This window comes from Serratia sp. TSA_130.1 (genome assembly GCF_052691795.1).
In genome coordinates, this window is the sequence record NZ_JBQZFS010000002.1 from 619896 (window position 1) to 642952 (window position 23057).

The following is a 23057-nucleotide window of genomic DNA, read 5'->3' on the forward strand; positions in this document are numbered from 1 at the left end:
CACTCTCCTGTCAGTTGCGGATAGCCTTACGCTACCCGCCAGCGAGGCGAGTGAAAATCGGGATTTTCGGCAGTCTCGGTTCAGAAAAACGGGAGGGTTCCCCGCCGGGCGGCGGGGCGATGTCACGGTTCCAGCGGGGCAACGCCGTCGAAATGGGCGCTCAGCAGCACATTCAGCTCCGGCCGCTGTTCCACCCGTTCGGCAATGGCGTACAGTCGCGGGCAGTGTTGCCGGAACCACGCGCGGCCCGGCCGCCAGTTGCACATCACCGCCACGTACAGATCCAGCGCGCTGAAGCTCTTGCCGAGAAACCACGGGCCAGACGCTCCTGCGGCGGCGTTCAACTGCCGCAATAAACGCTCGCGATAATCCATCACTGCGTTTTTCAGCTGTTCCGCCCCTTCCGTTTTCGGCTGCCAGCGCTGCGGATGGTCGGCATAGGTGAAAGTGGGATAAATCTCCGCGTTGATGAACAACAGCCAGCGCAAAAAGCGCGGCAACAGCGGCGAGCCGCCGGGCGGCGCCAATTCGGCGTGCGGCGCGCGATCGTGCAGCAGCAGGATAATCGCCGCGCTCTCCGTCATCACTTCGTCATCAGGCAGCACCAGAGTGGGGACCTGACCGAGCGGGTTCAACGCCAACAGGCGATCCCGCTCCGGGCCCTCCTGGGTGTAATCCACTTCCTCGTAGCCCCAGGGGAACGCGGTCAGCACCAACGCGGCGGCCACGATGGTCGAGCCACACCCCTGCGTACCGAACAATGTATAAGTATCGTGCATGATTCCTCCGGAAACCGATCAGGCTATCGGTAACTGTAGACCAGCCGCCGACCGTCGGTTGCAGAAAAAATTCACCCTTTGCGCGACTTTTTTAATCGTTCGACATGAAAATGAATTTTTTGTCATAAATAGATCACATTACTACGGTAAAAATTCTCCGCCGCCAACAACCGGACGGCACAGTAAAGCAGCAATGCAACTGATGATAGCGTCTTTTAATCGAATAAAGCAGGGTAACCCATGAAACGTAATCTTCTGGCCGTTATTATTCCGGCACTTTTACTTGCGCAAGCGGCACAGGCAGCAGAAATCTACAATAAAGACGGCAACAAACTCGATTTTTACGGTCGTGTGAAAGCCCTGCATTATTTCTCCGATGATGCCGGCAACGATGGCGATAAAACCTACGTCCGTATCGGCTTTAAAGGCGCGACTCAGATTAACGATATGCTGACCGGTTACGGCCAGTGGGAATATCAGATCGCCGCTAACCATTCTGAATCCGACGGCACCAAAGACACCAAAACGCGTCTGGGCTTCGCCGGTCTGAAATATAAGGATCTCGGCTCCTTCGACTACGGTCGCAACTACGGCATCATTTACGACGTCGGCGCCTGGACGGATATGATCCCTGAATTCGGCGATGATGCTTATATCAAGACCGACAACTTTATGAACGGCCGTACCAATGGCGTCGCCACCTACCGTAATAACAACTTCTTCGGTCTGGTTGACGGCCTGAAATTTGCCGTGCAGTACCAGGGCAAAAACGAAAACGACGGCCGCTCCGCCAGCAAGGCGAACGGCGACGGCTGGGGTCTCTCCTCCAGCTATGAAATCATCGACGGCCTGAGCGTGGGCGCCGCCTATGCCTCTTCCAACCGCACCGCCACGCAAAAGGCGGGCACCTTCGGTAAAGGCGACAAGGCCGATATCTGGGCAGGCGGTCTGAAATACGACAACAACAATGTCTACCTGGCCGCGACTTATTCGCAGAGCCGCAATATCGCGCCTATTTCCGGCACCGCCACCATCAATAACAATTCGACTTCCGTCAGTGGCTTCGCCAATAAAGCGGAAGGGATTGAATTGGTCGCGCAATATCAGTTCGACTTCGGTCTGCGCCCATCGCTGGGTTACGTTCAGCAGAAAGGCAAAGATATTGAAGGCATCGGCGACGTCGATCTGGTGAAATATTTCGACGTAGCGGCGACCTATTACTTCAACAAAAACATGTCAACTTATGTCGAATATAAAATCAACCAGCTTGATGACGACAACAAACTGGGTCTGAAAAACGACGACGTCGTTGTTGTCGCCCTGACCTACCAGTTCTGATGTGATGAATGAATAACCACCACTGCAAACTTTAGCGTCACTTGATACCCAGAGTTTTATTTCGCCGGGCGGCTGCGTCCGGCTTTTTTGTTTTTATTTTCCCCGCCGGCGAATGCCCCCGCTTGCCTTGCCAAACAAACGGGTCTACATGTATAGCTTTCCCCCGAGCGGAATCAGCCATGCATAACGACGGTCGGTTTAACTATCACAACGCCGTGCGCTACAGCAGCGACGAACTGGCGAACATCCTCAACCACTGTTTTGAAAACTACATCGTGCGTTTCGTCCTCGACGGGCCGACCTTCGCCGCCCGCTTCGGCGCCGAAGATCTCAGCCTGAACGACAGCCTGATCGTCACCCATCGCAATGAACCGGTGGCGGTGGCGCTGATCGCCCGCCGCGGCCGGCACAGCCGGATCGCGGCCTTTTCCGTACGCCCCGAGATGCGCGGCCAGGGGCTGGGTAAGGCGCTGATGCAGCGGGTAGTAGCGGATGCCCGTCAGCGCGGCGATCATCGGCTGTCGCTGGAAGTGATCGAAGGCAACGACGCCGCGCTGGCGCTGTACCACCGCGCCGGGCTGCGCATCGTGCGCACCCTGACCGGCCATCAGGCGCCGGCGGCCGTGCCGCCAGGCAAGGCGGTGCTGCAGGCGGTCGATCCGCTGACCGTCAGCCATCGCCTGACGGCGGAAGGCGCCACCGACCTGCCCTGGCTGATCGCCCCCGAGTCGTTGTTCAAACTGCCGGGCACACCGCGAGCCTATACGCTCAATCGTCAGGCCTACGCCGTGGTGATGCCCGGTACCGAGCACTGCTGGCTGCGCCTGATCTACGTGCCGCCGCAGCATCGCGGCCAGGGGCATGCCCGCGCCTTGCTGGCCGCTCTGCAAGCGCAGTTCGCCCCTTTGCCGCTGACCGCCAACGTTTTTGTGCCCGAGGTGGCCGCCCCCTTCTTTACGCATCTTGGCTGGCGGCAGGATCCCCTGCTTCAGTTCGAGATGGATATGCTGCTGGACAGTCCACAATAAAAAAGAGAGATAACAATGGCAGGAAAACAGGTACGCACACTCACCCTCGGCGCGGCGATGGGCGTCGCGCTGCTGGCCTTGACCGGTTGCGCGCAGCCGCCGCACGCCGACGCGCAGGCCCAGCAGCGGTTGGCGGATCAATCGGTGCTGGCGGTCAACTGGTTCCAACAGTCCGGCGAATACCAGGCGCTGGCACATCAGGCGTTCAACAGCGCGCAACGCGCCTTCGATCAGGCCAGGGCCGCGCCAGGCCGTAAAAAGGCGGTGGTGGTCGATCTGGATGAAACCATGCTGGATAACAGCGCCTACTCCGGCTGGCAGGCGCAGCAGGGCCGACCGTACGACGGCGCCACCTGGGCCAAATGGACGCAGGCCGAACAGGCCGCCGCGGTGCCGGGCGCAGTGGCGTTCGCCCGCTATGTTAACGCCCATCAGGGGACCATGTTCTACGTGTCGAACCGTAAACAGAGCGACTACGCCGCCACGGTGGCCAACATGCAGAAGCTCGGTTTCACCGGCCTGTCGGAAAAAACCGTGCTGCTCAGCACCGACACCGCCAATAAACAGGCGCGCTTCGACGCCATCAAACAAGCCGGCTATGACATCGTGGTGTACGCGGGCGACAACCTGAACGACTTCGGCGCCGCGACTTACCACCAGGACAATGCGCAGCGCCGGGCGTTCGTCAGCGAGAACCAGGCCAAGTTCGGCACCGAATTCATCGTGCTGCCCAACCCGATGTACGGCGACTGGGAAAGCGGCCTGGCTCGCGACTACAACAAGCTGACGCCGCAGCAAAAGCTGCAGGTGCGCCAGCAGGCGATCAAAGCCTGGCGCGGGCGCTAACCCTCACAGCAGTTTGTACATATAGCAGGTGGCCTCCAACGCCCCGCCGTCGCTGGCGCGGGCGTATTGCGGGATGTCGCCCGCCGCCTCGAACCCCAATTGACGGTACAGCCCCTGCGCCGCGCTGCCGCTCAGGGTATCCAGCACCAACAGGCTGCGGCGATGACGCGCCGCCAGCGCCTGCACTTCCTGCATCAACAGCCGGGCGACGCCCTGCCGCCGCGCCTGCGGGTGCACCATCAGCTTGACCACTTCCGCCCGGTGACGGCCGTTGTCCGGCATCGCCAGTAACAGCTGCACGGTGCCGACCGGCCGGCCGTTCGCGAGCGCCACCAGCATCGCACGCTCTCCCCGCGCGATGGCCGGCAGCAACCCCTGCCAAAACGCCTGCGCCTGCGTCAGCGTAAAGGGCATGACAAAACCGATGCTGGCGCCGTGCGCCACGCTGGCGTGCAGCATTTCGGCCAATTCGGCAATGGCGCTTTGCGCCGCGCCGGCGTCCCACTGTTGCAATTCAATCATGGCTATGGCCTGCAAATAACGAGGGTGTAATGGGCCGGCTCATCGCCGGGGACATGGAAACGGGAGGCGCCGAACAGGCGGTAGCGCAGGCAGTCGCCGGATGATAACCGGAAAACGCGCCCTTCCAGCGTCAACTCCAGCTGCCCGGACAGCAGCCAGAGATGGTGCTCCAGCGCCGGAATCGACGGCAGGTCGTAATCGATCTGCGCGCCGGCATCAAGCCGGGCTTCGATAAATTCAGCCTTATACAACGCAGCGGGGGGAGAAACAGAGCGACGGTGAAAACCGCTGGCGCGATCGACCCACACCGGTTGCTGCTGCGGCCGCAACAGCTCCGGCGGCTCGTCTTCGATCTCGCTCAGCAGGCGCGACATGGTCAACCCATAGGCGGCGCACAGCCGGTTCAGCAACGACGCCGTCGGGCTGGTCTCGGCGCGCTCCACCCGCGAGAGCGTCGCCCGGCTAAGGCCAGTGCGCTGCGCCAGCTCCTCCAGCGACCACGCCCGTTGCTGGCGCAAATCCGCCAGCCGCTGCGCCAACCTCAGGTCGGCATTGTCCAGACCGTTATCCATCGTTCACACTCCGTTTGAAAATCCCATATAAGAGAAATAATCTCAAATTAGAGATATAGCAAGCGAATTTTAACAATGTCGCGCAGGAATAACGCCAGGATCACCGCAAACATCGCCGAATGAGGAGAAGCGTTCTAGCACTCGCGCGAGGACGGGTTGGGTACAAAATTGCCCGTCTCGGCGGCCGGCGGCGCGATCGCGGCGCAGCGCCAGGCGCTGAATACCGCCAGCAGCGGCGCCAGCGCGAACGCCAGGAACAGCCAACGCGCCGCCGATGCCGCGCCCGCCGCGCCGCCCGGATCGTTCAGCCCCGCCAGGTTGGCGATCATCCCCGCCAGCGCCGCGCCGAATGCGGTGGCGAACAGCTGCACCGTGGTGATCGAGGCGCCGGCGATGTCTTTGTCCGCTTCAGGCGCCACCTGCAAAATGCGCGTCAGCAGATGCGGCCAGCCGAAGCCGATGCCGAATCCCACCAGCGACAACGCGATGACGATCGGGGTCAGCGCCTGCCAGTGACCGCCGGAGGGCGTCGGCATCAGGATCGCCAGCGCCAGCAGGCCCACCAGCACGAACAGCGGCCCGCTGACGATCGCCCGGCGAATGCCCGCCCCGCGCCAGCCGGAACTGAGGATTTCGGACAACGTCCAGCCGGCGGCCATGGTCGCGGCGATATAGCCGGAGATCAGCGGCGACTGGCCGTGCAGCAACTGCAGGAAATAGGGCACGAAGATTTCGCTGGTCATGCCGATTACCAGCAACGACACCGTAATATAGAGCGCCGCCAACGATGAGCCGCGCCGCAGCGCACCGTGCGGCAACAGGCGCGCGCGCGAGCGCGCCTCGCGCTTCATCAGCCAGGCCATCAGCACCAGCGAAAGCGCGATGCCCGCCAGGTTGATCCAGACGCTGTGCGCCAGGCTGCCGGCGGACACCACCAGCACCGCCACGGTCAGCAACAGCAGCTGCGCGGTCGGCAGCGGCGCGGCCGCCTGCTGCGCCTGGCCCTTGGGCAGGATCAGGAAGGTAAACGCGGCGTACAGCGCCATGATCGGCAGCAGAATGCCGAAGGCCCAACGCCAGGCGTGCAACTCGGCGAAAATGCCGCCTACCGCCGGGCCGACCAGCGTGGCGATGCCCCACATCGCCGAGATAAGCGCCATGGCGCGCGGCCACAATCGCTGCTCGAACACCAGATTGATCATCGCGTAGGAGAGCGCAAAGATCAGCCCGCCGCCGAATCCCTGCACCGTGCGGCCGATCAGCATCACCGGCATGCTCGGCGCCAGCGCGCACAGCCCCGCTCCGGCGATGAAAAACAGCGAAGCGACCAGATAGGCGTTGCGCGCGCCGTAGCCGCTGAGCAAGCGGGCCGACAGCGCGGAGCCGAGGATCGACGCCACCACGAACAGCGTGGTGTTCCAGGCATAGAGATCCAGACCGCCGATATCCTGCACCACCGAGGGCAGAATGGTGGTGGCGACCAGAATATTGATGGCATGCAGCGCCACGCCAAGCGAGAGCGCGATCGCACTGGCCGCATTTTTGCCGGAGAAAAGGTCGCTCCAGCGGCTATCGTCATGGGTTATCACGGTTGTTGTCCTGTTTTCAGAGGAATGGCATTGAGTTGGTCATGAGATTGCGTTAAATTTAACAAGAGTTATCTTGGAATAAGTTAGGGCGAGGCGGAGAAATATGTCAAGAATAAACTTGGAAAATGGCGGCAGCACCGCACAATCGGTCAGTGACCGTTTGCTGACGCTATTGAAGACCCGCGGCCCGCAGCAAGCCTCAGACGCAGGAAAAGTGCTCGGCACCACCGGTGAAGCGGCCCGCCAGCAGTTCGTCAAGCTGGCGAAAGAGGGGCTGGTCGAAGCGATCGCGGAAACGCGCGGCGTGGGCCGCCCGGTGCAGCTGTGGCATTTGACTGCCGCCGGTAACGCACGCTTTCCGGACACCCATGCGGATCTGACGGTGCAGCTGCTGCGCACCGTGCGTGACAAGCTGGGTGAACAGGCGATCGACCTGCTGATCGAGACCCGTGAGCAGGAAAACCGCATCAACTACAAGCAGGCGATGATCGGCGCCACCGATCTGCGCGAACGCGTGGCGCGTCTCACCGAGATCCGCTGCCGCGAAGGGTATATGGCCGAATGGCGTCAGGAGGAAGACGGCGCCTATCTGCTGGTGGAAAACCACTGCCCGATCTGCGCCGCCGCCACCGTCTGCCAAGGCTTCTGCCGCGCTGAGCTGAGCATCTTCACCGAAGTGCTGCAGGCGCAGGTTGAGCGCGCCGAACACATTCTGGCCGGCTCTCGCCGCTGCGCTTACCGGATTTCTCTCTTGTAACACCGGTTTTTGCCCGCGTTTTCAACCGGTACAGATTATTCTGCTTGTGCACCCCGCACCTTCCCTTCTAAGGTTGAATTATCGAATATTCAGGCAAACAACGGGCCCCGCGCCCGTTCTGACACCTCCGTCGGCGCGCTGCGCACGGCGGCAGAGTAACCCCACGGGAGTTGAACGATGAAGAAGCCGCATGCCGGATTCTGGCTGGCGACGCTGGGGCTGGGCGTCTGCTGGCTGCTGGCGCTGCTGACTCGCGATCGGCTCAACGGCATACTGCTGGCCGGTGCGGCGCTGGCGCTGATCTTTACCCCCGCCGCCCGCCGCAAGGGCGCCGCCCTGGCCGCCTTGGGCGGCATCGGCATGGATGGTCTGTGGAGCTACAGCGGCGTGCTGCATTACAGCGGGCAACACGGCCTGCCGCTCTGGACCATCGCGCTATGGATCGGCTTCGGCTGCTGGTGGTATTGGCTGTTGGACGTGGTCAGAGCGGCGCCCTGGCCGCTGGCGGTATTGGGCGCCGCCCTCGGCCCCTTCGCCTACGCCGTGTCCTGGAAACTGGACGCCCTGCTGCCCGGCATGCCGCCGGAGTTCATGCTGCTGCTGCTGGCCATCGGCTGGTCGATTTATCTGCCGGCCGTCAGTTGGCTGCAGTGGAAACAGCAAGGCCATTGAACGGCTTTCGGCCGCCGGAAAAATAATGCCGCAGGCCATTGCTTATCGGTTGCCCGATCGGGTTTACTGAGCGTTCTAATAATAATCATTCCCGCAAAATACAATCCTATGCTTAGCCAACAAAGCCGTAGCGTCCTGCCGTTGATCGGGGCGTTGTTCACGTTATATATCGTTTGGGGTTCCACCTATTTCGTCATTCGTCTGGGCGTCGAACAGTGGCCGCCGCTGATGATGGCCGGGATTCGCTTTCTGCTAGCCGGCATCGTACTGTTCAGTTTCCTGGCCTGGCGCGGCCACGCGCTGCCGACGCCGAAGCAATGGCTGGCCGCCGGCGCCATCGGCATTCTGCTGCTGGCGGTGGGCAACGGCCTGGTGACGGTGGCGGAACACCAACACGTGCCGTCCGGCATCGCGGCGGTGATGGTAGCGACGGTGCCGCTGTTCACCCTCTGCTTCAGCCTGCTGTGGGGCATGCGCAATACCAAGCTGGAATGGGCCGGCATCGCGCTCGGGTTGGTGGGCATCGTGCTGCTTAATACCGGCAACAACCTGGTGGGCAATCCGACCGGCGCGCTGCTGATTTTGCTGGCGTCGGCCAGCTGGGCCTTCGGATCGGTGTTGGGATCGCGCATCTCGCTGCCGGCCGGGCCGATGGCCGGCGCGGCGGAGATGCTGGTCGCCGGCGTGGTGTTATTGGCAGCCAGCCAGCTGAGCGGCGAGCGCCTCGTTCAGATGCCGAGCACCGGCGGCTTTCTGGCGCTGGGCTATCTGATCGTCTTCGGTTCGATGCTGGCGATCAGCGCCTATATGTTCTTGTTGAAGAACGTGCGCCCGGCGGTCGCCACCAGCTACGCCTACGTCAACCCGGTGGTGGCGGTGCTGCTCGGCATCGGTTTTGCCGGCGAATCGCTGGCGCCGCGCGAGTGGCTGGCGCTGGTGATCATCGTGGCGGCGGTGGTGCTGGTGACGCTGGGAAAATACCTGTTCGCCCGCCCGGCCAACGTACAGGCCATCGACTGCGAACGGCGGTGATCACAAAGGGCGGTCTGCGGGCCGCCGTTAAAAACGATTCTTGTTTCACCCGGCGAAGGGGCTATAATTCCCGCTGTTCCAAGCAACCTGCGAAATTATTCCTATGCTGAAAAAAGCGTTCGTCATCGTCATCGCCCTGTGCGCCTTCGGTTCTCTGGGCGGCGTATTCCTCGCCGGGCTGAACATCTACACCCGTTCCACCACCCCGCACGAAGAAAGCGCGCCTTCCGGGGATACCGCCGCCACGCCGGCGCAAACCGAAACCCTTCAGGCCAAGTGATCGTCCATCCAACGCTGGCAGCGCTGCTGTAAAAAGCGCTGCAGCTGCCTGACGCGTTCCGACACCTGCGAACGATGCGGGCAGACCAGATTGATCGGCACCGCGTCGCTGCGCCATTCCGGCAACAGTTGCACCAGCCGCCCGGCGTGAATGTCGGCCGCCACGTCGATCGCCGACTTGCGCACCACGCCGTGCCCCGCCAGCGCCCAGCGCCGCGCCACCTCGCCGTCATCGGTAAAATAGCTGCCGTTCAGCGGCACTTCGACCCCCTCCTCACCGCGCCACAGCCGCCATTCCACCTGCCGTTTGCCGCTGGGCTGATACACCAGAATGCTGTGCCGAACCAGATCGGCCGGCGTTTGCGGCGCGCCGTGACGCCGCAGGTAATCCGGGCTGGCGCAGATCAACCGCCGATGCTGCGGCAAGATCGGCAGCGCCACCAGCGAAGAGTCGGCCAGCGGCCCGAAGCGCAATGCCACGTCCACCGGTTCGCGGAACAGGTCGGCCTGCCGATCGTTGATCAGAAGCTGCAGCTGGATATGCGGATGCTGCAGGCGGAACTCATCCAGCCAGCCGAGCAGCAAATTGCGGCCAAAATCCGACGGCGCGGAAATCTGCAGCACCCCGGACAGCCCCTGATGCTTCTCGCGGATCGCCTGCTCTCCTTCGGCTAACGCGCCCAGCGCCAGGCGCGCGCTGTCGAGATAGCGAGCCCCCTCCTCCGTTAACCTCAGGCTGCGGGTGGAGCGCACCAGCAGCCGCGCGCCCAACTGCTGCTCCAGCCTTTTCACCGCAATGCTGGCCGCCGCCGGCGTCATATCCAGCGCGCGCGCCGCGGCGGAAAAACTACCGCCGTCCACCGTGCGGACAAACACCTCGAGATCGACAAATGAGGTCATGTATTTCCCTTCTTAGAGAGCCGGATTCACGGCGTATCGGATTGACGATAAAACGCCCAATTGTTATGATTAGATCATAATAAATGGAGCTTTGATCAATGGATGAACACAACGGACTGGACTACATCCTTAGCCTGCATGGCACGCGGGTCAATCGTGAGGATGGCTATTGGTGGAAAATCGAGGCTTGGACGGTGACCCAAACGGCCTTTATCCCTCACGGCATCCGTTACAATTTGACCTTGCATGATAACCACAATACCCGGGTTTTTGGCATAGACAACGCGCATACCATTAAAACACCCCGCAAAGGTAAATTTTCGGGCCGCGTCGTTTACGATCACCAACATGACTCCCCGACGGACAAAGGCTCACCCTACGAGTTTCATTCCGCCTATCAGTTGGTGGAAGATTTTTTACCCGGATAGACGAAGTCATACGCAAGAGAGAAAACCGAGGTTGATGATGAAAGCACTGATTGGCGTGATGCCTGAAGAACTGATTCGCAAGCGCACACTGGCGATCGCAAAAGGGGAATATCAGCCACAGGAACGTGAGCCCAAAGTGTGGTTTACGTCAATGATTGCGCTGGCCCAGGTGCTCAGCAACGAGAATATTGCCCTGCTGCGTCTGATCGACACTGCCCGCCCCGAGACCATCAGCCAGTTGGCCGAACTGTCGGGGCGCCAGGTCAGCAATCTGTCCACCACGCTGAAAACGCTGAGCGGGCACGGCCTGGTGGCACTGGAAAAACAGGGGCGTTCAGTGAAACCCCGAGCGCTGTTTACCGATTTCGAAATCATCGTGGATCAGAAGCTAAACGCCCGCTTTAGCGCCGCATGATCTTTAAAAAATATTAATAAGAGTTTGTCAGCAAGGCCGATTGTTAGGTGATTTTCAATCAGGAAAGATAGATCCCGTTGAAACTTACCTAAAAAGAGGCCTTAACATGACAATTCCTGACTCCCCCCTGAAACGACAAAAGCTGGTGATCCTGGGCGGCACCAGCGGCATTGGCGCCGCGGTGGCCTACGCAGCGGCGGCGCGCGGCGCTGAAGTGGTGCTGGCTTCGCGCCGCCTTCCCCACGCCGGGGAGAAAAACGACGCGCTGCATCTGATGCAGGCCGATCTGACCGATGAAGCGTCGCTGCATGCGCTGTTTGCCGCCGTCGGCGCTTTCGACCATCTGGTGATCACCGCCGGGCCGCTGGTGCAGGCGAAACCGCTGGCGGAGACTGCTTTTGAGCAGGCGCAGGCCGACTTCAACGTCAAATTCTGGGGCAGCTTGCGCGCGGTGCAGGCCGCGCTGCCGACGCTGGCGCCGCAGGGCTCCATCACCCTGACCTCCGGCCAGCTGTCGCGCAAATATCTCGGTGGCCAGTTGGTCAAAACCGCCATCAACGCCGCGCTGGAGGCGGTCGGCAAACAATTGGCGAAGGAACTGGCGCCGCGGCGGGTGAACGTGGTCAGCCCCGGCATTACCGCCACCGAAGCCTACGACGGCATGAGCGCCGCGCAGCGTCAGGCGCTGTTCGAACGCGTGAGCGACAGCCTACCGGTCGGCCGGATCGGCCAGGCGGCCGACGTCGCGGCGGGTTACCTGCTGGCGATGGAGAACGGTTTCGTCACCGGCAGCGTGATCGATATCGACGGCGGCGGCCTGCTGTAACGACGGCTAGAGCGCCGTTACGCCCTGTGCGGCTGCCTGCTGCTCCAGCACGGTGATAATCTGGTAAGCCGAGCGCGGCACCAGGCTGAAATCGCCGATCAGCAGGCGGTCGCTGACCGCCTCATCCAGCATCGCTCGGGCGCCGGCGCGCAGGATGTCCACCTGTTCCGGCGGCGTGCCGGCTGCGGTGATCAGCGGCAAACCCGGCACCGCCGCCGTGCGGCCAATGATTTTCAGCCCCTCCAGCGCCTGCGGCTGCGCGCGGCGCAGCAGTTCCATGCTGATGGAATCGATGGCGGCGATATCCGCCTGCCCGCTGCGGATCAGTTTCAGCGACTGATAATGCGCCCCGGAGGCGATAGCCGCACCGAAGAATTTCCCGTCCTGCGCCAGCGGCGCGATTAGCGCGCGCAAGCCGTTGTAGCCGGACTGGGAATCGGTGCTGTTATACGCCACCGTCCGGCCGCGAAAATCCGCCAGCCGTTCGCCGGAGTCGCCCGCGCGCACCACCAGCCAGCTGCGGTAATTAGGCCCGTCGCACCCTTCCACCCGATAATGATAGGTTCCGATCAGCTGCACCTGCGGCAGGCTGCTGACCAACGGATAACCACAGGTTTGGCTGAGCAAGAGATCCTCGCGCCGCCAATGCTGCGCCAAATCGTCCGGCCAACTGAGCCGTTCCGGCGCCGCCGGCAGCCCCAGCCGCAGCAGCTTGCCGCGCAAGACCTGCCAGAAAGCGTCGGCCTGCTCCCGGCCAACGCCGTACATCGGTAGAGACACCTGCATCATTTCCCCCTTACCCCGCCGGAGTGGCCGCCAGCGTCTGCTGACGCCAGGCGGTGAGATAACGCACCCAACGTTCGAACAGCATATCGGTGATAATAGCCAACAACGCCACAACCGCCGCGCCCTGGATCACATAGGCGGTGTTAAACCCGGTTAGGCCGATGATGATCGGCGAACCGAGCGTTTTGGTACCGACGGTGGAAGCGATGGCCGCCGTGCCGATGTTGATGATCACCGACGTGCGGATCCCGGCGACAATCACCGGCGCCGCCAGCGGCAGTTCAACCCGCCACAGTATTTGCCAGGCGCTCATCCCCACGCCGCGGGCGATCTCGCGCGTGGCGGGCGGCACCGATTCGATGCCCGCCAGCGTGCCCTGCAGGATCGGCAGCAAGCCGTACAGCACCAGCGCGATGATCGCCGGCTGCTCGCTGAAGCCCATCACCGGCACCGCCACCGCCAACACCGCCACCGGCGGGAAGGTCTGCCCCACCGCCACCACCGTTTCCAGCAGCGAACGAAACTCCCGGCCGCCGCGTCGGGTCACGCCGACGCCCGCCGCCACGCCGAGAGCCACCGCAATCAGGCTGGAGATCGCCACCAGCGACAGGTGCGCCCCCACCAGCGCGATAAAGCTGTCCTGCTGATAAATGGGCCGGTCCAGATCGGGGAACCAGGCGGCAAACAGACCGCGCAGATGATCCATGCCAAACACCAGCGCCAACAGCAGCGCCAGCGTCCAGGGCAGCGGATCGCGCAGCAGGCGCCAGAGACGCCCGCTCATGACAGCGCCTGCCCGGCGATCAGATCGTGGAAGTGCAGAACCCCCAACGCTTCGCCCCGTTCATCCACCACCGGCAGGCAGTCGCTGCCGCGCGCCACAAACACCGACAGCGCCTCGCGCAGGCTCATGGCGGCGGCGATCGGTTCGCCCCCGGCGACACCGGGCCGCACCCGCTCCGCCACCGTCCCCAGCGACAGCAGCTTGATGCCGCGATCGCTGCGCCCGAAGAAGTCACGTACGAAGTCGTTGGCCGGGGCGGTCAACAGCGTCAGCGGCGTGCCCTGTTGTACCACCCGCCCCTGATCGAGCAGCACCAGGCGATCCGCCAGGCTCAACGCCTCGTCGATGTCGTGCGTCACCAGCACAATGGTGCGGCCCGAGATCTGATGAATGCGGGCGATCTCCGCCTGCAGCGCCGCGCGGGTGACCGGATCCAACGCGCCGAACGGTTCGTCCATCAACAACACCTCGGGATCGGCGGCGAGCGCGCGCGCCACTCCGACCCGCTGCTGCTGCCCGCCGGAAAGCTGGTGCGGGTAGCGACGGCGAAACAGATCCGGCTCCAGATGCAACAGCTCCAGCAGTTCGGTCACCCGATCGCGAATGCGCGCGCGCGGCCATTTCAGCAGCTGCGGCACGGTGGCGATGTTCTCCTCCACCGTCCAGTGCGGGAACAGGCCGATCGACTGGATCGCATAGCCCATGCGCCGCCGCAGATCCTGCGGGTTGAACGACTGGATCTCTTCGCCGGCAAAGAGAATCTTGCCCCGATCGTGTTCGATCAGGCGATTGATCATTTTTAACGTCGTGGACTTGCCGGAACCCGAGGTGCCGATCAATACGGTGAATTCGCCCTCGGCGATGTGCAGCGTGAGATCGTCCACCGCCGGCTTGCCCTGAAAAATTTTGCTGACTTGCTCAAAGTGAATCATCGGCGCGATACGTCCAGGATTGAAACCCAAAATTTAAACAGCGAATCGACGATGACCGCCATCATGACTACCGGGATCACCCCCAGCAGAACCAGATCCAGCGCGCTGCTGAGCAGCCCCTGGAACACGATGGCGCCAAAGCCGCCGGCGCCGATCAGCGCCGCCACCACCGCCATGCCGACGGTTTGCACCGCCAGGATGCGCACGCCGGTCAGGAACAGCGGCAGCGCCAACGGCAGCTGCACGCGCAGGAAGATCTGCCCGCGCGTCAGCCCCATGCCGGTGGCGGATTCGATCACCCCGGCCGGCACGCTTTGCAGCCCCGCCACCACGCTGCGCACCAGCGGCAACAGCGCGTACAGCACCAGCGCCACGATCGCCGGCGCCATGCCGATGCCGCTGACGCCGTGCTCCGCCAGCCAGGGCACCGCCGTCGCCAGCCCCGCCAATGGCGCGATCAGCAGGCCGAACAGCGCGATGGACGGCACGGTCTGGATAATGTTCAGCGCGGAGAAAATCGGCCGCTGCCAGCGTTCGGAGCGAAAACACAGCACCCCGAGCGGCACGCCGATCGCCAGCGCCGGCGCCATCGTCGCCAGCAGAATCGTCAGGTGCTGCAGCAGCGCGGCGTCAAACACCTCCTGGCGATTGTGGTACTCCTTCAGCAGCGACAGCTGATCGAGCTGATGCCCGAACAGCAGCAGCGCCGGCGGCACCAGCACCAGCGCGTTGCCCAGCATGCGCCACAGGTGCGACGCGGTGAGGCGCGCCATGGCGTCGGCGGCGATCAGCAGGCTCAGCGCCATCGTCAGCCAGCATCCGCTGCCCCAGGAGGTGCGCGCCAGGCGCGATCCCTCTTGCGCCAAACGTTCAGCAGCCTGCCCGCTGATCCAGAAGGCCAGCGTCAGCACCCCGCAGGCGGCCAGCGCCGCCAGCAGCGCCCGCCCCCGCGTCGGCGGCAAAAGGCTGAGGATCGCCAATGCCGCCAGCGGCAACAGCAGCCACAGCGCCGGGCCGTGCAGCAAGGAGAACAAGGAGAGGCTTTTGCCCGACAACAGGCGATTGGGGGCATAACTGAGGAACGGCAGGCCAAACGCGGCCAGCAGCAACAGCATGAACAGCGTCAACAAGACGCGATGTTTTACGGCGATAGTCAAAGAAACGCTCCGGCTCCCTCGGTTTACCCCCTCTCCCGACGGCAGAGGGGGCACCTCGGCATTATCCCTTAACAAACCCTTTCTCTTTCAGGTAAGCGGCCGCCACCTGTTTGGCGTCCTGGCCTTCCACGGCGATCTGCGCGTTGAGCTTTTGCAGCGTCGGCCCGTCCAGCGAGGCGAACACCGGCTTCAGCAGTTCAGGCAGATTGGCGTGCGCCTTCAGCGCCGCTTCGCGCACGATCGGCGCCGGTGCGTAGATCGGCTGTACGCCTTTCGGGTCCGCCAGCGTCTGCAGCCCCAGCGCCGCCACCGGGCCATCGGTGCCGTAGGCCATCGCCGCGTTGACGCCGGAGGTCTGCTCCGCCGCCGCCTTGATGGTCACCGCCGTGTCACCGCCGGCCAGGGACAGCAGCTGATCCTGATTCAGTTTGAAACCGTAGGCGTTCTGGAACGCCGGCAGCGCATCCGGCCGCTCGATAAATTCCGCCGAGGCCGCCAGCTTGAACTTGCCGCCGCCGTTGATCCACTTGCCGAGATCCGACAGCGTCTTCAGATGGTTGGCCTCCGCCACGTCCTGACGAATGGCGATGGTCCAGGTGTTGTTGGCCGGCGCCGCATCCAGCCAGACGATTTTGTTTTTGTCGTAGTCGAGCTGCTTCACCTTCTCGAAGCCGGCCTGGGCGTTCTTCCACGCCGGATCTTTCTCATCGGCGAAGAAAAACGCGCCGTTGCCGGTGTATTCCGGGTAGATGTCGATCTCGCCGGAGGTGATGGCGCCGCGCAGCACCTTGGTGGTGCCGAGCTGCAGCTTGTTGGTGGTCTTGATGCCGTTGGCTTCCAGCACCTGCACGATGAGGTTGCCGAGCAGCGAACCTTCGGTATCGATCTTGGAGCCGACGCGCACCGAGTCGGCCGCCTGCGCCAGACCGCCGGTGGCCAGCAGGGCCAGCGCGACGGCAAAGGAACGTCCGCGTGATAAGGTGATTGCCATACTTTTCCTCTGGTTATATGTTTTCCGGCTCATGGGCCGGTTAGGTTGGAAAATCCTGAGAAACACGCTTCCAGCGCGCAATAAAGTTTTTCTTCGGCCGGGCACCGCGTTCCTCCCGCCGTTCGCCGGCGCTCAGCGGATGCACGCCGACGTCGATCGGCGTCAGGGCGTAATCGCGCAGCCACTCGCCGTAGCCCTGCGCGACAAATCCCTGGCTGCGCCGCTGATATGCCTCACGCTCCGCCAGATAGACTTCGCGCAAACCATACCAGGGCAGGCCGGGCAGATCGTGATGCACTAAATGGTAGTTCAGATTGAGAAACAGCAGCCGCCACGGCTGGCCCGCCTCATTAATAATAGAACGTGCCTGCGGTGCGTCCACGGCGCGATGCTCAAAAAACGATCTTACCTTGGTCAGCGCCAGCGCCGGGTAGCTGATGGCCAGCAGGTAAAACGCCGCACCGATACCCTGCGCCTGCAGCCAGTTCAGCAACATCGCCAACAGCGACAGGTGCACTCCCCACATCACCCAGGTACGCCACTCCCCGGCGGCAAGCGCTTTCACCGCCCCAGCCAGGGTCGCGGCGATATCCAACGCCGGGCCGAGGAGCACCCGGCCGATCAGCGTATTGCGCACGGCGGCCAGCAGCGGCAACAGGCGGGGATAGCGCCGCCACTGCGCGGCGCTGAAGTAATAGCTTTCGGGATCTTCGTGCGGATCGGTCAGGTGGTCGTTGCGGTGGTGGCGCAGATGCGAATCGCGATACAGCCCATAGGGATACCACACCGCCAGCGGCAACAGGCCGAACAGCTGATTGACGCGCGGCCAGCGCGTCGGATGGCCGTGGATCAGCTCGTGTTGCAACGACAGGTACCAGGTGGTCAGGAGAATCAACAGCGGCGCGCCAAGCCACGGGCCCAGCGTTTGCCATCCCAGCGCCACGCCGAACCAGCCGCCGTACACCGCCGCCATGATCCCCCAGGTGGGCAATTCCATTCGCCAATAGCGGCGCCGATAAAGCTGCCTGATTCGTTCGCGCTGTTCGGGGTGCAAATAGTGGGCATGGGACATGCTGCGGCTCGCGGTGAGAGATTTTCTCCCAGTATCCGCGAGCCGTAGCGGCGTTCAAAATAACGAAAATGGCAAAGCTAAGTGAAAATTCAGCGGGTTGCGTACGCGGCCTGCGGTTCGCACGCCACCGGGAAATTCACCGAATTGGCGATAAAGCACAGGTGATGCGCCTTCTCATGCAGCTGTTGCGCCAGTTGCAGATCGTCGCCGTCGCGCACCGTGACCTGCGGCCGCAGCGTCACCGAGGTGAAAAAGCCGCCGCGCGCGGCGTCTTCGCGCATCACGCCCACGGCATCGTCCTGATAGGCCAGCACCGAAATTCCCGAGGTGGCACACAGATGCAAGTACCATAATTTGTGGCAAGCGCTGAGCGATGCTACCAGCAAATCCTCCGGATTCCAGCGCGTCGCGTCACCGCGGAAGGCCGGATCGGCTGAGCCGGCGATATCGGCCTTGCCCACGGCGCCGATCAGGTGATCGCGTCCATAAGCGCGATAATCTTCCGTGCCTGCGCCCAGATTTCCCTGCCAGGTCACCGAGACCTGATAATGATGCTCGCCTTTCATGTCTTTTGCTCCCGTTGGCCGGCCAATGAAAAATTGTCTGGGTGCATGCCCGGAGAACACTATTGGCGGAAAAGCGTGAATACGCAAACGACGAAACGAGAAAAAACGGGCCGCGCAGGCAGCCCGTCGGTCACATCCCTTCAGGGAACGAAATCGAGCACCACGGCGTTGAACAACGCGTATTCAGTGGCGCTGGCCATCGGCGGAAACTGCGCGCGCTGCACCGCCTCGTTGGCCGCTGCGCACAAGGGCGCATCGCCTCTTACGATCTTGCTGCTCGCCAGTTTCCCGTCCGGCCGCAGACGGATGCTGATGGTGCAGCGTTGGCCGCGCGCATGCTCCGGCAAACGCAGCTCGCGGCTCACCGCGTTATGCACCCGCACCGGATAGCTGAGCGGCGCCGCAACCGGCGCCTCGGTCTGCGGCGACGGCAAGGGGGTGCCGGCCTGACGCCCGGCGCCCGCGCCGCAGCCGCTCAACAGTAACAGCGCCAACAGGCTTAGTGTCTTTTTCATTCCCTATGTCCTTATTGGGGATTAATCTTTATCGAGCGCCCTTACTGCGCCGCTGGGTAAGCCTCACCGTCATCCGCGTAACGCTGCAGCCGCTCGCGCCACCACTTGGCCGCCAGGCCGCTGGCGCTTTCCCGCCAGCCGAAGTAGGCGATGTCGTTGCAACGTTCCGATTCGACGCGTTTCGCCACCAGTTCGCCGCTGTTCAGGTAAGGTTCCGCCAAGGCGCGCGGCAGATAGCCGCAGCCCAGCCCGGCCAACTGCGCCTGCAGCTTGGCGTCGAAGCCGAAGACCGTCAGCGTGTCTTGCTCTTCCAGCAGGTTCAGGCTCTGCGGCGCGTTGACGCGCGAGGTATCGCGCACCACCACCGCCCGGTGCTGACGGATCTCATCCTTCGGCAACGGTTCCGGCAGCGCGGCCAGCGGATGCTGCGGCGCGACGGCGAACACGTAATCCAGCTGCCCCAGGCGGCTGAACGCATAGCCCACCCGCGACGGCGGCTCGCAGATGGCGCCGATAATAATGTCGGCGCAGCCGTAAACCAGCGACTCCCAGGAGCCGGCCAGCACCTCGTGACTGAAGCGCAGCCGGGTATGGTGATGCTGCCGGTAGAACTCTTCTATCAGCGGCAACAGGCGGGCAAACGGGAAGGAGGCGTCGATCCCGAGCGTGATCTCGCTTTCCCAGCCGTTTTCGACATAGCGCGCCTGCTGTTCCAGATCCTGCGCCGCGCGCAGCAGCACCCGCCCTTTTTCCAGCATCAGCTTGCCGGTATCGGTGAACTTCGCCCGATGGCCGGAGCGATCGAGCAGGGTGATGTCGAGATCGTTCTCGAGCTTTTGCACCATATAGCTCAGTGCCGAAGGGGTTTTAAACAGTGCGGCGGCCGCGGCGGCGAAAGATCCGTGCCGGTCCAGCGCATCCAAAATCAGCAGCGCTTCCAGGTTTAATCTCATGTTTTCTCCCGTGTATAAAAAAACTCAACAAGTCGGCAAAAATTCTGCGGTATCTTTGAAATCGCCCTCTGCCTACCATGGGTTTTATCGGCGTTACACTCATCAGATGTTCAACCGAAATATCACTGGGAAGGTAAATTATGTCCAAGTTTCAACTGCTTGATAAAGACAACTCCGCACTGATTTTTATCGATCATCAACCGCAAATGGCCTTCGGCGTGGCTAATATTGATCGTCAGCAACTGAAAAACAACGTTGTTGGTTTGGCGAAGGCAGGCAAGATTTTCAACGTTCCTACCCTTTTCACCTCGGTCGAAACCGAAAGCTTCAGCGGCTATATCTGGCCGGAGCTGCTGGCGGTACACCCTGAAATCACCCCGATTGAACGCACCTCGATGAACTCCTGGGAAGACGCGGCCTTCGTCAAAGCCGTGGAAGCCACCGGCCGCAAAAAGCTGGTGATCTCCGCGCTGTGGACCGAAGTGTGCCTGACCTTCCCGGCGCTGATGGCGCTGGAAGCCGGCTATGAAGTGTATGTGGTGACCGACACCTCCGGCGGCACCTCCGTCGATGCGCACGAGCGCTCGATCGAACGCATGGTGCAGGCCGGCGCCGTACCGGTGACCTGGCAGCAGGTGCTGCTGGAGTACCAACGCGACTGGGCGCGCAAAGACACCTACGACGCGGTGATGGCGCTGGTGCGCGAACACAGCGGCGCGTACGGCATGGGCGTCGACTACGCTTACACCATGGTGCACCACGCACCGGCCCGCACGGTGAAATAATTCCCCCTGCCCCGGCCCCGCGCCGGGGTATTTTCAGGAGTCGGTTTTATGGCCCATCCGCAGCATGTCACGCTGGTGATCACCCACCGTTTGGCGCCGGGGAACGAGCAGGCCTATGAGGCCTGGCTGAACCGCATCATGCCGGACGCCGCGGGCTTCACCGGCCATCTGGGCGTCAACGTCATCCGCCCATCCGACAGCGAACAGGCCTATACGGTGCTGGTCCGCTTCGACAATGTCGATAATCTCTACCGCTGGCTCAACTCGCCGCTGCGCAAGCAATACATCGAAGAAGTCACTCCGCTGTTGCTGGAGAATGACCATATCGAGATCCGCCCCGGCGCGGAGTTCTGGTTTACCCCGCCCAACCCCGGCGTGCGCCAACCGCCCCAGTGGAAGCAGTTCATCATCACCCTGCTGGTGATCTTCCCTTCCACCAATCTGGTGCCCTGGTTTTGGGGGCTGGCGCTGCCGCAGTTGAACGGCACGCTGCTCGGCCATTTTCTCAATGACGCCACCGTGGTCGCCCTGGTGGTGTACCTGTGGATGCCCATCGTGACTCGCGTTTTTCATCAATGGCTGATCCGCCGCTAGGCGGTTCGCCGGGAGAATGTTATGAACCACCACGCTTCATTGATCCTCACCAACGGCAAATTTCACACCGTTGACCGCCAAAACCTCACCGCGCAGGCGGTCGCCATTCGCGACGGCAAGTTTCTGGCGGTCGGCAGCGAAGCCGAAGTCATGCAACACGCCGGGCCGGAAACCCAGGTGATCGATCTGCACGGCCACACCGCCATTCCGGGCCTGAACGACTCGCACCTGCACCTGATCCGCGGCGGCCTGAACTACAACCTGGAGCTGCGCTGGGAAGGCGTGCCTTCGCTGGCCGACGCGCTGCGCATGTTGAAAGAGCAGGCGCTGCGCACGCCGAGCCCGCAATGGGTGCGGGTGGTCGGCGGCTGGACCGAGTTCCAGTTTGCCGAACGCCGCATGCCGACGCTGGACGAAATCAACCAGGCGGCGCCGGACACGCCGGTATTTATTCTGCATTTATACGATCGCGCGCTGCTCAACCGCGCGGCGCTGAAGGTAGTCGGCTACACCAAAGACACGCCGAACCCGCCGGGCGGCGAGATCCAGCGCGACGCCAACGGCAACCCGACCGGCATGCTGATCGCCAAACCCAACGCCATGATCCTGTACGCCACGCTGGCGAAAGGGCCGAAGCTGCCGCTGGAACAGCAGGTCAACTCCACCCGCCAGTTTATGCGTGAGCTGAACCGCCTCGGCCTCACCAGCGCCATCGACGCCGGCGGCGGTTTCCAGAACTACCCGGAGGATTATCAGGTGATCGCCGAGCTGCACGAGAAAAAGCAGCTGACCATCCGCATCGCCTATAACCTGTTCACCCAGCGGCCGAAGCAGGAACTGGAAGACTTCGAGCTGTGGACCGACATGCTCAAGCCGGGCCAGGGCACCGACTTCTATCGCCACAACGGCGCCGGCGAGATGCTGGTGTTTTCCGCCGCCGACTTCGAAGACTTCCTGCAGCCGCGCCCGGATCTGCCGCCGGGCACCGAAGACGAGCTGGAGCGGGTGGTGCGCCATCTGGTCGAGCACCGCTGGCCGTTCCGCCTGCACGCCACCTATGACGAATCCATCAGCCGCATGCTGGACGTGTTCGAGAAGGTGAACCGCGATATTCCGTTCAACGGCCTGCACTGGCTGTTCGACCACGCCGAAACCATTACCGAACGCAATATCGAGCGCGTCAAGGCGCTGGGCGGCGGCATTGCGGTCCAGCACCGCATGGCGTTCCAGGGGGAATATTTCGCCGACCGCTACGGCATCGAAGCCACCAAACATACGCCGCCGGTAGCGAAAATGTTGGCGGCCGAGCTGCCGGTCGGGCTGGGCACCGACGCCACCCGCGTCGCCAGCTACAACCCGTGGACGGCGCTGTACTGGCTGGTCTCCGGCCGCACCGTCGGCGGCATGGCGATGTACGACGACAGCGCCCGGCTGGATCGCGAAACGGCGCTGATGCTGTGGACCCAGGGCAGCGCCTGGTTCTCCACCGAACAGGGCAAGAAAGGCCAGATCAAGGTCGGCCAACTGGCGGATTTGGCGGTGCTGTCGCAGGACTACTTCAGCGTGCCGGAAGAGCAGATCAAAGGCATCGAGTCGGTAATGACGGTGGTGGACGGCAAGGTGGTCTACGCCGCCGGCAGCTTCTCGCCGCTGGCGCCGCCGCCGCTGCCGGTGCTGCCGGAGTGGTCGCCGGTCACCCAGGTGCCGGGCCATTACCGCTCCGCGCCGCCGTCGGCGGCGGCCCGCGTCGGGGTAGTGAGCCAGGCGCACCAATGCTGCGGCCCGTGCGGCGTGCACGCGCACCAGCATGACATCGCGCGCCGCTCCAGCATCCCGGTGTCGGACGAGAATGCCTTCTGGGGCGCGTTCGGCTGTTCGTGTTTCTCGTTCTAAGTTATCAAGCCAATAACTTATTATAAAATTAATTTAATAAGCTATT

Annotated in this window: 27 protein-coding genes; 13 read left to right on the forward strand and 14 right to left on the reverse strand. The window is 62.7% G+C overall.

What is annotated here, in order from left to right:
• Window positions 1-122: 122 nt before the first annotated feature.
• Complete coding sequence (locus ACUTQY_RS09625; protein WP_033642370.1) at window positions 123-779, reverse strand: glutathione S-transferase family protein; 657 nt, start codon at window positions 777-779, stop codon at window positions 123-125.
• 240 nt (window positions 780-1019) lie between these two features.
• Here ACUTQY_RS09625 and ompC point away from each other — a divergent pair, with 240 nt between their 5' ends.
• The 3 genes from ompC to ACUTQY_RS09640 all read left to right on the forward strand — a co-directional run bounded on the left by ompC (window position 1020) and on the right by ACUTQY_RS09640 (window position 3991).
• Window positions 1020-2117: a porin OmpC gene (gene ompC / locus ACUTQY_RS09630; RefSeq protein WP_004939326.1), complete on the forward strand. Its 1098-nt coding sequence runs from the start codon at window positions 1020-1022 to the stop codon at window positions 2115-2117.
• A gap of 179 nt (window positions 2118-2296) precedes the next feature.
• Window positions 2297-3145 carry a GNAT family N-acetyltransferase gene (locus ACUTQY_RS09635; protein ID WP_046686659.1) on the forward strand — a complete coding sequence of 283 codons (849 nt, stop codon included), beginning with the start codon at window positions 2297-2299 and terminating at the stop codon, window positions 3143-3145.
• A gap of 15 nt (window positions 3146-3160) precedes the next feature.
• The gene (locus tag ACUTQY_RS09640; RefSeq protein ID WP_046686658.1) at window positions 3161-3991 is read left to right on the forward strand and encodes a 5'-nucleotidase, lipoprotein e(P4) family; all 831 of its coding nucleotides are present in this window, start codon (window positions 3161-3163) and stop codon (window positions 3989-3991) included.
• Window positions 3992-3994: 3 nt separating this feature from the next.
• On the opposite strand, the gene ACUTQY_RS09645 is transcribed toward ACUTQY_RS09640, so the two are convergent.
• The 3 genes from ACUTQY_RS09645 to ACUTQY_RS09655 all read right to left on the reverse strand — a co-directional run bounded on the left by ACUTQY_RS09645 (window position 3995) and on the right by ACUTQY_RS09655 (window position 6674).
• Window positions 3995-4513 carry a GNAT family N-acetyltransferase gene (locus ACUTQY_RS09645; protein WP_033642367.1) on the reverse strand — a complete coding sequence of 173 codons (519 nt, stop codon included), beginning with the start codon at window positions 4511-4513 and terminating at the stop codon, window positions 3995-3997.
• Between the two features lie 2 nt (window positions 4514-4515).
• The gene (locus ACUTQY_RS09650; protein WP_033642366.1) at window positions 4516-5085 is read right to left on the reverse strand and encodes a helix-turn-helix domain-containing protein; all 570 of its coding nucleotides are present in this window, start codon (window positions 5083-5085) and stop codon (window positions 4516-4518) included.
• Between the two features lie 134 nt (window positions 5086-5219).
• On the reverse strand, window positions 5220-6674 hold the full coding sequence (locus ACUTQY_RS09655; RefSeq protein WP_033642365.1) for an MFS transporter: 1455 nt from the start codon (window positions 6672-6674) through the stop codon (window positions 5220-5222).
• A 103-nt stretch (window positions 6675-6777) separates the two neighbouring features.
• Between ACUTQY_RS09655 and ACUTQY_RS09660 the strand changes: the two genes are divergently transcribed.
• The 4 genes from ACUTQY_RS09660 (at window position 6778) to ACUTQY_RS09675 (ending at window position 9415) form a co-directional block, all read left to right on the forward strand.
• Window positions 6778-7431: a helix-turn-helix transcriptional regulator gene (locus ACUTQY_RS09660; RefSeq protein WP_033642364.1), complete on the forward strand. Its 654-nt coding sequence runs from the start codon at window positions 6778-6780 to the stop codon at window positions 7429-7431.
• 177 nt (window positions 7432-7608) lie between these two features.
• Window positions 7609-8103, forward strand: a complete 495-nt coding sequence (locus ACUTQY_RS09665; RefSeq protein WP_033642363.1) for a DUF2878 domain-containing protein — start codon at window positions 7609-7611, stop codon at window positions 8101-8103.
• Window positions 8104-8211: 108 nt separating this feature from the next.
• On the forward strand, window positions 8212-9135 hold the full coding sequence (gene yedA / locus ACUTQY_RS09670) for a drug/metabolite exporter YedA (RefSeq protein WP_033650530.1): 924 nt from the start codon (window positions 8212-8214) through the stop codon (window positions 9133-9135).
• Window positions 9136-9238: 103 nt separating this feature from the next.
• Window positions 9239-9415 carry a hypothetical protein gene (locus ACUTQY_RS09675; protein WP_162997235.1) on the forward strand — a complete coding sequence of 59 codons (177 nt, stop codon included), beginning with the start codon at window positions 9239-9241 and terminating at the stop codon, window positions 9413-9415.
• On the opposite strand, the gene ACUTQY_RS09680 is transcribed toward ACUTQY_RS09675, so the two are convergent.
• Entirely contained in the window at window positions 9403-10314 is a 912-nt protein-coding gene (locus ACUTQY_RS09680) for a LysR family transcriptional regulator (RefSeq protein ID WP_046686657.1), read from the reverse strand. The genes ACUTQY_RS09675 and ACUTQY_RS09680 overlap by 13 nt on opposite strands.
• A gap of 98 nt (window positions 10315-10412) precedes the next feature.
• On the opposite strand from ACUTQY_RS09680, the gene ACUTQY_RS09685 reads away from it, so the two are divergent.
• From ACUTQY_RS09685 to ACUTQY_RS09695, 3 genes are all read left to right on the forward strand, one after another.
• On the forward strand, window positions 10413-10742 hold the full coding sequence (locus ACUTQY_RS09685; protein WP_046686656.1) for a DUF6516 family protein: 330 nt from the start codon (window positions 10413-10415) through the stop codon (window positions 10740-10742).
• Window positions 10743-10776: 34 nt separating this feature from the next.
• Window positions 10777-11157 carry an HVO_A0114 family putative DNA-binding protein gene (locus tag ACUTQY_RS09690; protein ID WP_004939357.1) on the forward strand — a complete coding sequence of 127 codons (381 nt, stop codon included), beginning with the start codon at window positions 10777-10779 and terminating at the stop codon, window positions 11155-11157.
• 106 nt (window positions 11158-11263) lie between these two features.
• Window positions 11264-11983: an SDR family oxidoreductase gene (locus ACUTQY_RS09695; RefSeq protein ID WP_046686655.1), complete on the forward strand. Its 720-nt coding sequence runs from the start codon at window positions 11264-11266 to the stop codon at window positions 11981-11983.
• 6 nt (window positions 11984-11989) lie between these two features.
• Here the strand turns inward: ACUTQY_RS09695 and ACUTQY_RS09700 are convergent, their stop codons facing one another.
• The 9 genes from ACUTQY_RS09700 to ACUTQY_RS09740 all read right to left on the reverse strand — a co-directional run bounded on the left by ACUTQY_RS09700 (window position 11990) and on the right by ACUTQY_RS09740 (window position 19739).
• Window positions 11990-12751 (reverse strand): phosphate/phosphite/phosphonate ABC transporter substrate-binding protein, encoded by a 762-nt coding sequence (locus tag ACUTQY_RS09700; protein WP_080273377.1) that lies wholly within the window; start codon window positions 12749-12751, stop codon window positions 11990-11992.
• Window positions 12752-12779: 28 nt separating this feature from the next.
• Entirely contained in the window at window positions 12780-13553 is a 774-nt protein-coding gene (locus ACUTQY_RS09705) for an ABC transporter permease (protein ID WP_033642358.1), read from the reverse strand.
• On the reverse strand, window positions 13550-14485 hold the full coding sequence (locus ACUTQY_RS09710; RefSeq protein WP_033642357.1) for an ABC transporter ATP-binding protein: 936 nt from the start codon (window positions 14483-14485) through the stop codon (window positions 13550-13552). The genes ACUTQY_RS09705 and ACUTQY_RS09710 overlap by 4 nt, the downstream gene beginning before the upstream one ends.
• Complete coding sequence (locus ACUTQY_RS09715) at window positions 14482-15642, reverse strand: ABC transporter permease (RefSeq protein WP_046686654.1); 1161 nt, start codon at window positions 15640-15642, stop codon at window positions 14482-14484. Before ACUTQY_RS09715 ends, ACUTQY_RS09710 begins: the two co-directional genes overlap by 4 nt.
• Window positions 15643-15703: 61 nt before the next feature.
• Complete coding sequence (gene osmF / locus ACUTQY_RS09720) at window positions 15704-16633, reverse strand: glycine betaine ABC transporter substrate-binding protein OsmF (protein WP_033642355.1); 930 nt, start codon at window positions 16631-16633, stop codon at window positions 15704-15706.
• 40 nt (window positions 16634-16673) lie between these two features.
• Window positions 16674-17705, reverse strand: a complete 1032-nt coding sequence (locus tag ACUTQY_RS09725; protein ID WP_033642354.1) for a fatty acid desaturase — start codon at window positions 17703-17705, stop codon at window positions 16674-16676.
• Window positions 17706-17794: 89 nt separating this feature from the next.
• Entirely contained in the window at window positions 17795-18271 is a 477-nt protein-coding gene (locus ACUTQY_RS09730; protein WP_033642352.1) for an OsmC family protein, read from the reverse strand.
• Between the two features lie 140 nt (window positions 18272-18411).
• Entirely contained in the window at window positions 18412-18786 is a 375-nt protein-coding gene (locus ACUTQY_RS09735) for a cell envelope integrity TolA C-terminal domain-containing protein (protein WP_033642351.1), read from the reverse strand.
• Window positions 18787-18827: 41 nt separating this feature from the next.
• Window positions 18828-19739, reverse strand: coding sequence for a LysR substrate-binding domain-containing protein (locus ACUTQY_RS09740; protein ID WP_033642350.1), 912 nt, complete (start codon window positions 19737-19739; stop codon window positions 18828-18830).
• Window positions 19740-19879: 140 nt separating this feature from the next.
• Between ACUTQY_RS09740 and ACUTQY_RS09745 the strand changes: the two genes are divergently transcribed.
• From ACUTQY_RS09745 to ACUTQY_RS09755, 3 genes are read left to right on the forward strand one after another with little or no spacing between them, the layout of a single operon-like run.
• Window positions 19880-20524 carry a hydrolase gene (locus ACUTQY_RS09745; protein ID WP_046686653.1) on the forward strand — a complete coding sequence of 215 codons (645 nt, stop codon included), beginning with the start codon at window positions 19880-19882 and terminating at the stop codon, window positions 20522-20524.
• 48 nt (window positions 20525-20572) lie between these two features.
• Window positions 20573-21118, forward strand: coding sequence for an antibiotic biosynthesis monooxygenase (locus ACUTQY_RS09750; protein WP_033652685.1), 546 nt, complete (start codon window positions 20573-20575; stop codon window positions 21116-21118).
• A 21-nt stretch (window positions 21119-21139) separates the two neighbouring features.
• Window positions 21140-23011, forward strand: a complete 1872-nt coding sequence (locus tag ACUTQY_RS09755) for an amidohydrolase (RefSeq protein ID WP_033652684.1) — start codon at window positions 21140-21142, stop codon at window positions 23009-23011.
• The last annotated feature ends 46 nt before the right edge of the window (window positions 23012-23057 follow it).

What these genes read in the sequence shown, in the direction of transcription:
- ACUTQY_RS09695 (WP_046686655.1), top strand. Translation starts at nt 11,264, where the DNA reads ATGACAATTCCTGACTCCCCCCTGAAACGACAAAAGCTGGTGATCCTG.
- ACUTQY_RS09700 (WP_080273377.1), bottom strand. Translation starts at nt 12,751, where the DNA reads ATGTACGGCGTTGGCCGGGAGCAGGCCGACGCTTTCTGGCAGGTCTTG.
- osmF (WP_033642355.1), bottom strand. Translation starts at nt 16,633, where the DNA reads ATGGCAATCACCTTATCACGCGGACGTTCCTTTGCCGTCGCGCTGGCC.
- ACUTQY_RS09735 (WP_033642351.1), bottom strand. Translation starts at nt 18,786, where the DNA reads ATGAAAAAGACACTAAGCCTGTTGGCGCTGTTACTGTTGAGCGGCTGC.
- ACUTQY_RS09725 (WP_033642354.1), bottom strand. Translation starts at nt 17,705, where the DNA reads ATGTCCCATGCCCACTATTTGCACCCCGAACAGCGCGAACGAATCAGG.
- ACUTQY_RS09755 (WP_033652684.1), top strand. Translation starts at nt 21,140, where the DNA reads ATGAACCACCACGCTTCATTGATCCTCACCAACGGCAAATTTCACACC.
- ACUTQY_RS09705 (WP_033642358.1), bottom strand. Translation starts at nt 13,553, where the DNA reads ATGAGCGGGCGTCTCTGGCGCCTGCTGCGCGATCCGCTGCCCTGGACG.
- ACUTQY_RS09745 (WP_046686653.1), top strand. Translation starts at nt 19,880, where the DNA reads ATGTCCAAGTTTCAACTGCTTGATAAAGACAACTCCGCACTGATTTTT.
- ACUTQY_RS09650 (WP_033642366.1), bottom strand. Translation starts at nt 5,085, where the DNA reads ATGGATAACGGTCTGGACAATGCCGACCTGAGGTTGGCGCAGCGGCTG.
- ACUTQY_RS09645 (WP_033642367.1), bottom strand. Translation starts at nt 4,513, where the DNA reads ATGATTGAATTGCAACAGTGGGACGCCGGCGCGGCGCAAAGCGCCATT.
- ompC (WP_004939326.1), top strand. Translation starts at nt 1,020, where the DNA reads ATGAAACGTAATCTTCTGGCCGTTATTATTCCGGCACTTTTACTTGCG.
- ACUTQY_RS09710 (WP_033642357.1), bottom strand. Translation starts at nt 14,485, where the DNA reads ATGATTCACTTTGAGCAAGTCAGCAAAATTTTTCAGGGCAAGCCGGCG.
- ACUTQY_RS09640 (WP_046686658.1), top strand. Translation starts at nt 3,161, where the DNA reads ATGGCAGGAAAACAGGTACGCACACTCACCCTCGGCGCGGCGATGGGC.
- ACUTQY_RS09690 (WP_004939357.1), top strand. Translation starts at nt 10,777, where the DNA reads ATGATGAAAGCACTGATTGGCGTGATGCCTGAAGAACTGATTCGCAAG.
- ACUTQY_RS09625 (WP_033642370.1), bottom strand. Translation starts at nt 779, where the DNA reads ATGCACGATACTTATACATTGTTCGGTACGCAGGGGTGTGGCTCGACC.
- ACUTQY_RS09635 (WP_046686659.1), top strand. Translation starts at nt 2,297, where the DNA reads ATGCATAACGACGGTCGGTTTAACTATCACAACGCCGTGCGCTACAGC.
- ACUTQY_RS09665 (WP_033642363.1), top strand. Translation starts at nt 7,609, where the DNA reads ATGAAGAAGCCGCATGCCGGATTCTGGCTGGCGACGCTGGGGCTGGGC.
- ACUTQY_RS09730 (WP_033642352.1), bottom strand. Translation starts at nt 18,271, where the DNA reads ATGAAAGGCGAGCATCATTATCAGGTCTCGGTGACCTGGCAGGGAAAT.
- ACUTQY_RS09740 (WP_033642350.1), bottom strand. Translation starts at nt 19,739, where the DNA reads ATGAGATTAAACCTGGAAGCGCTGCTGATTTTGGATGCGCTGGACCGG.
- ACUTQY_RS09680 (WP_046686657.1), bottom strand. Translation starts at nt 10,314, where the DNA reads ATGACCTCATTTGTCGATCTCGAGGTGTTTGTCCGCACGGTGGACGGC.
- ACUTQY_RS09675 (WP_162997235.1), top strand. Translation starts at nt 9,239, where the DNA reads ATGCTGAAAAAAGCGTTCGTCATCGTCATCGCCCTGTGCGCCTTCGGT.
- yedA (WP_033650530.1), top strand. Translation starts at nt 8,212, where the DNA reads ATGCTTAGCCAACAAAGCCGTAGCGTCCTGCCGTTGATCGGGGCGTTG.
- ACUTQY_RS09685 (WP_046686656.1), top strand. Translation starts at nt 10,413, where the DNA reads ATGGATGAACACAACGGACTGGACTACATCCTTAGCCTGCATGGCACG.
- ACUTQY_RS09750 (WP_033652685.1), top strand. Translation starts at nt 20,573, where the DNA reads ATGGCCCATCCGCAGCATGTCACGCTGGTGATCACCCACCGTTTGGCG.
- ACUTQY_RS09660 (WP_033642364.1), top strand. Translation starts at nt 6,778, where the DNA reads ATGTCAAGAATAAACTTGGAAAATGGCGGCAGCACCGCACAATCGGTC.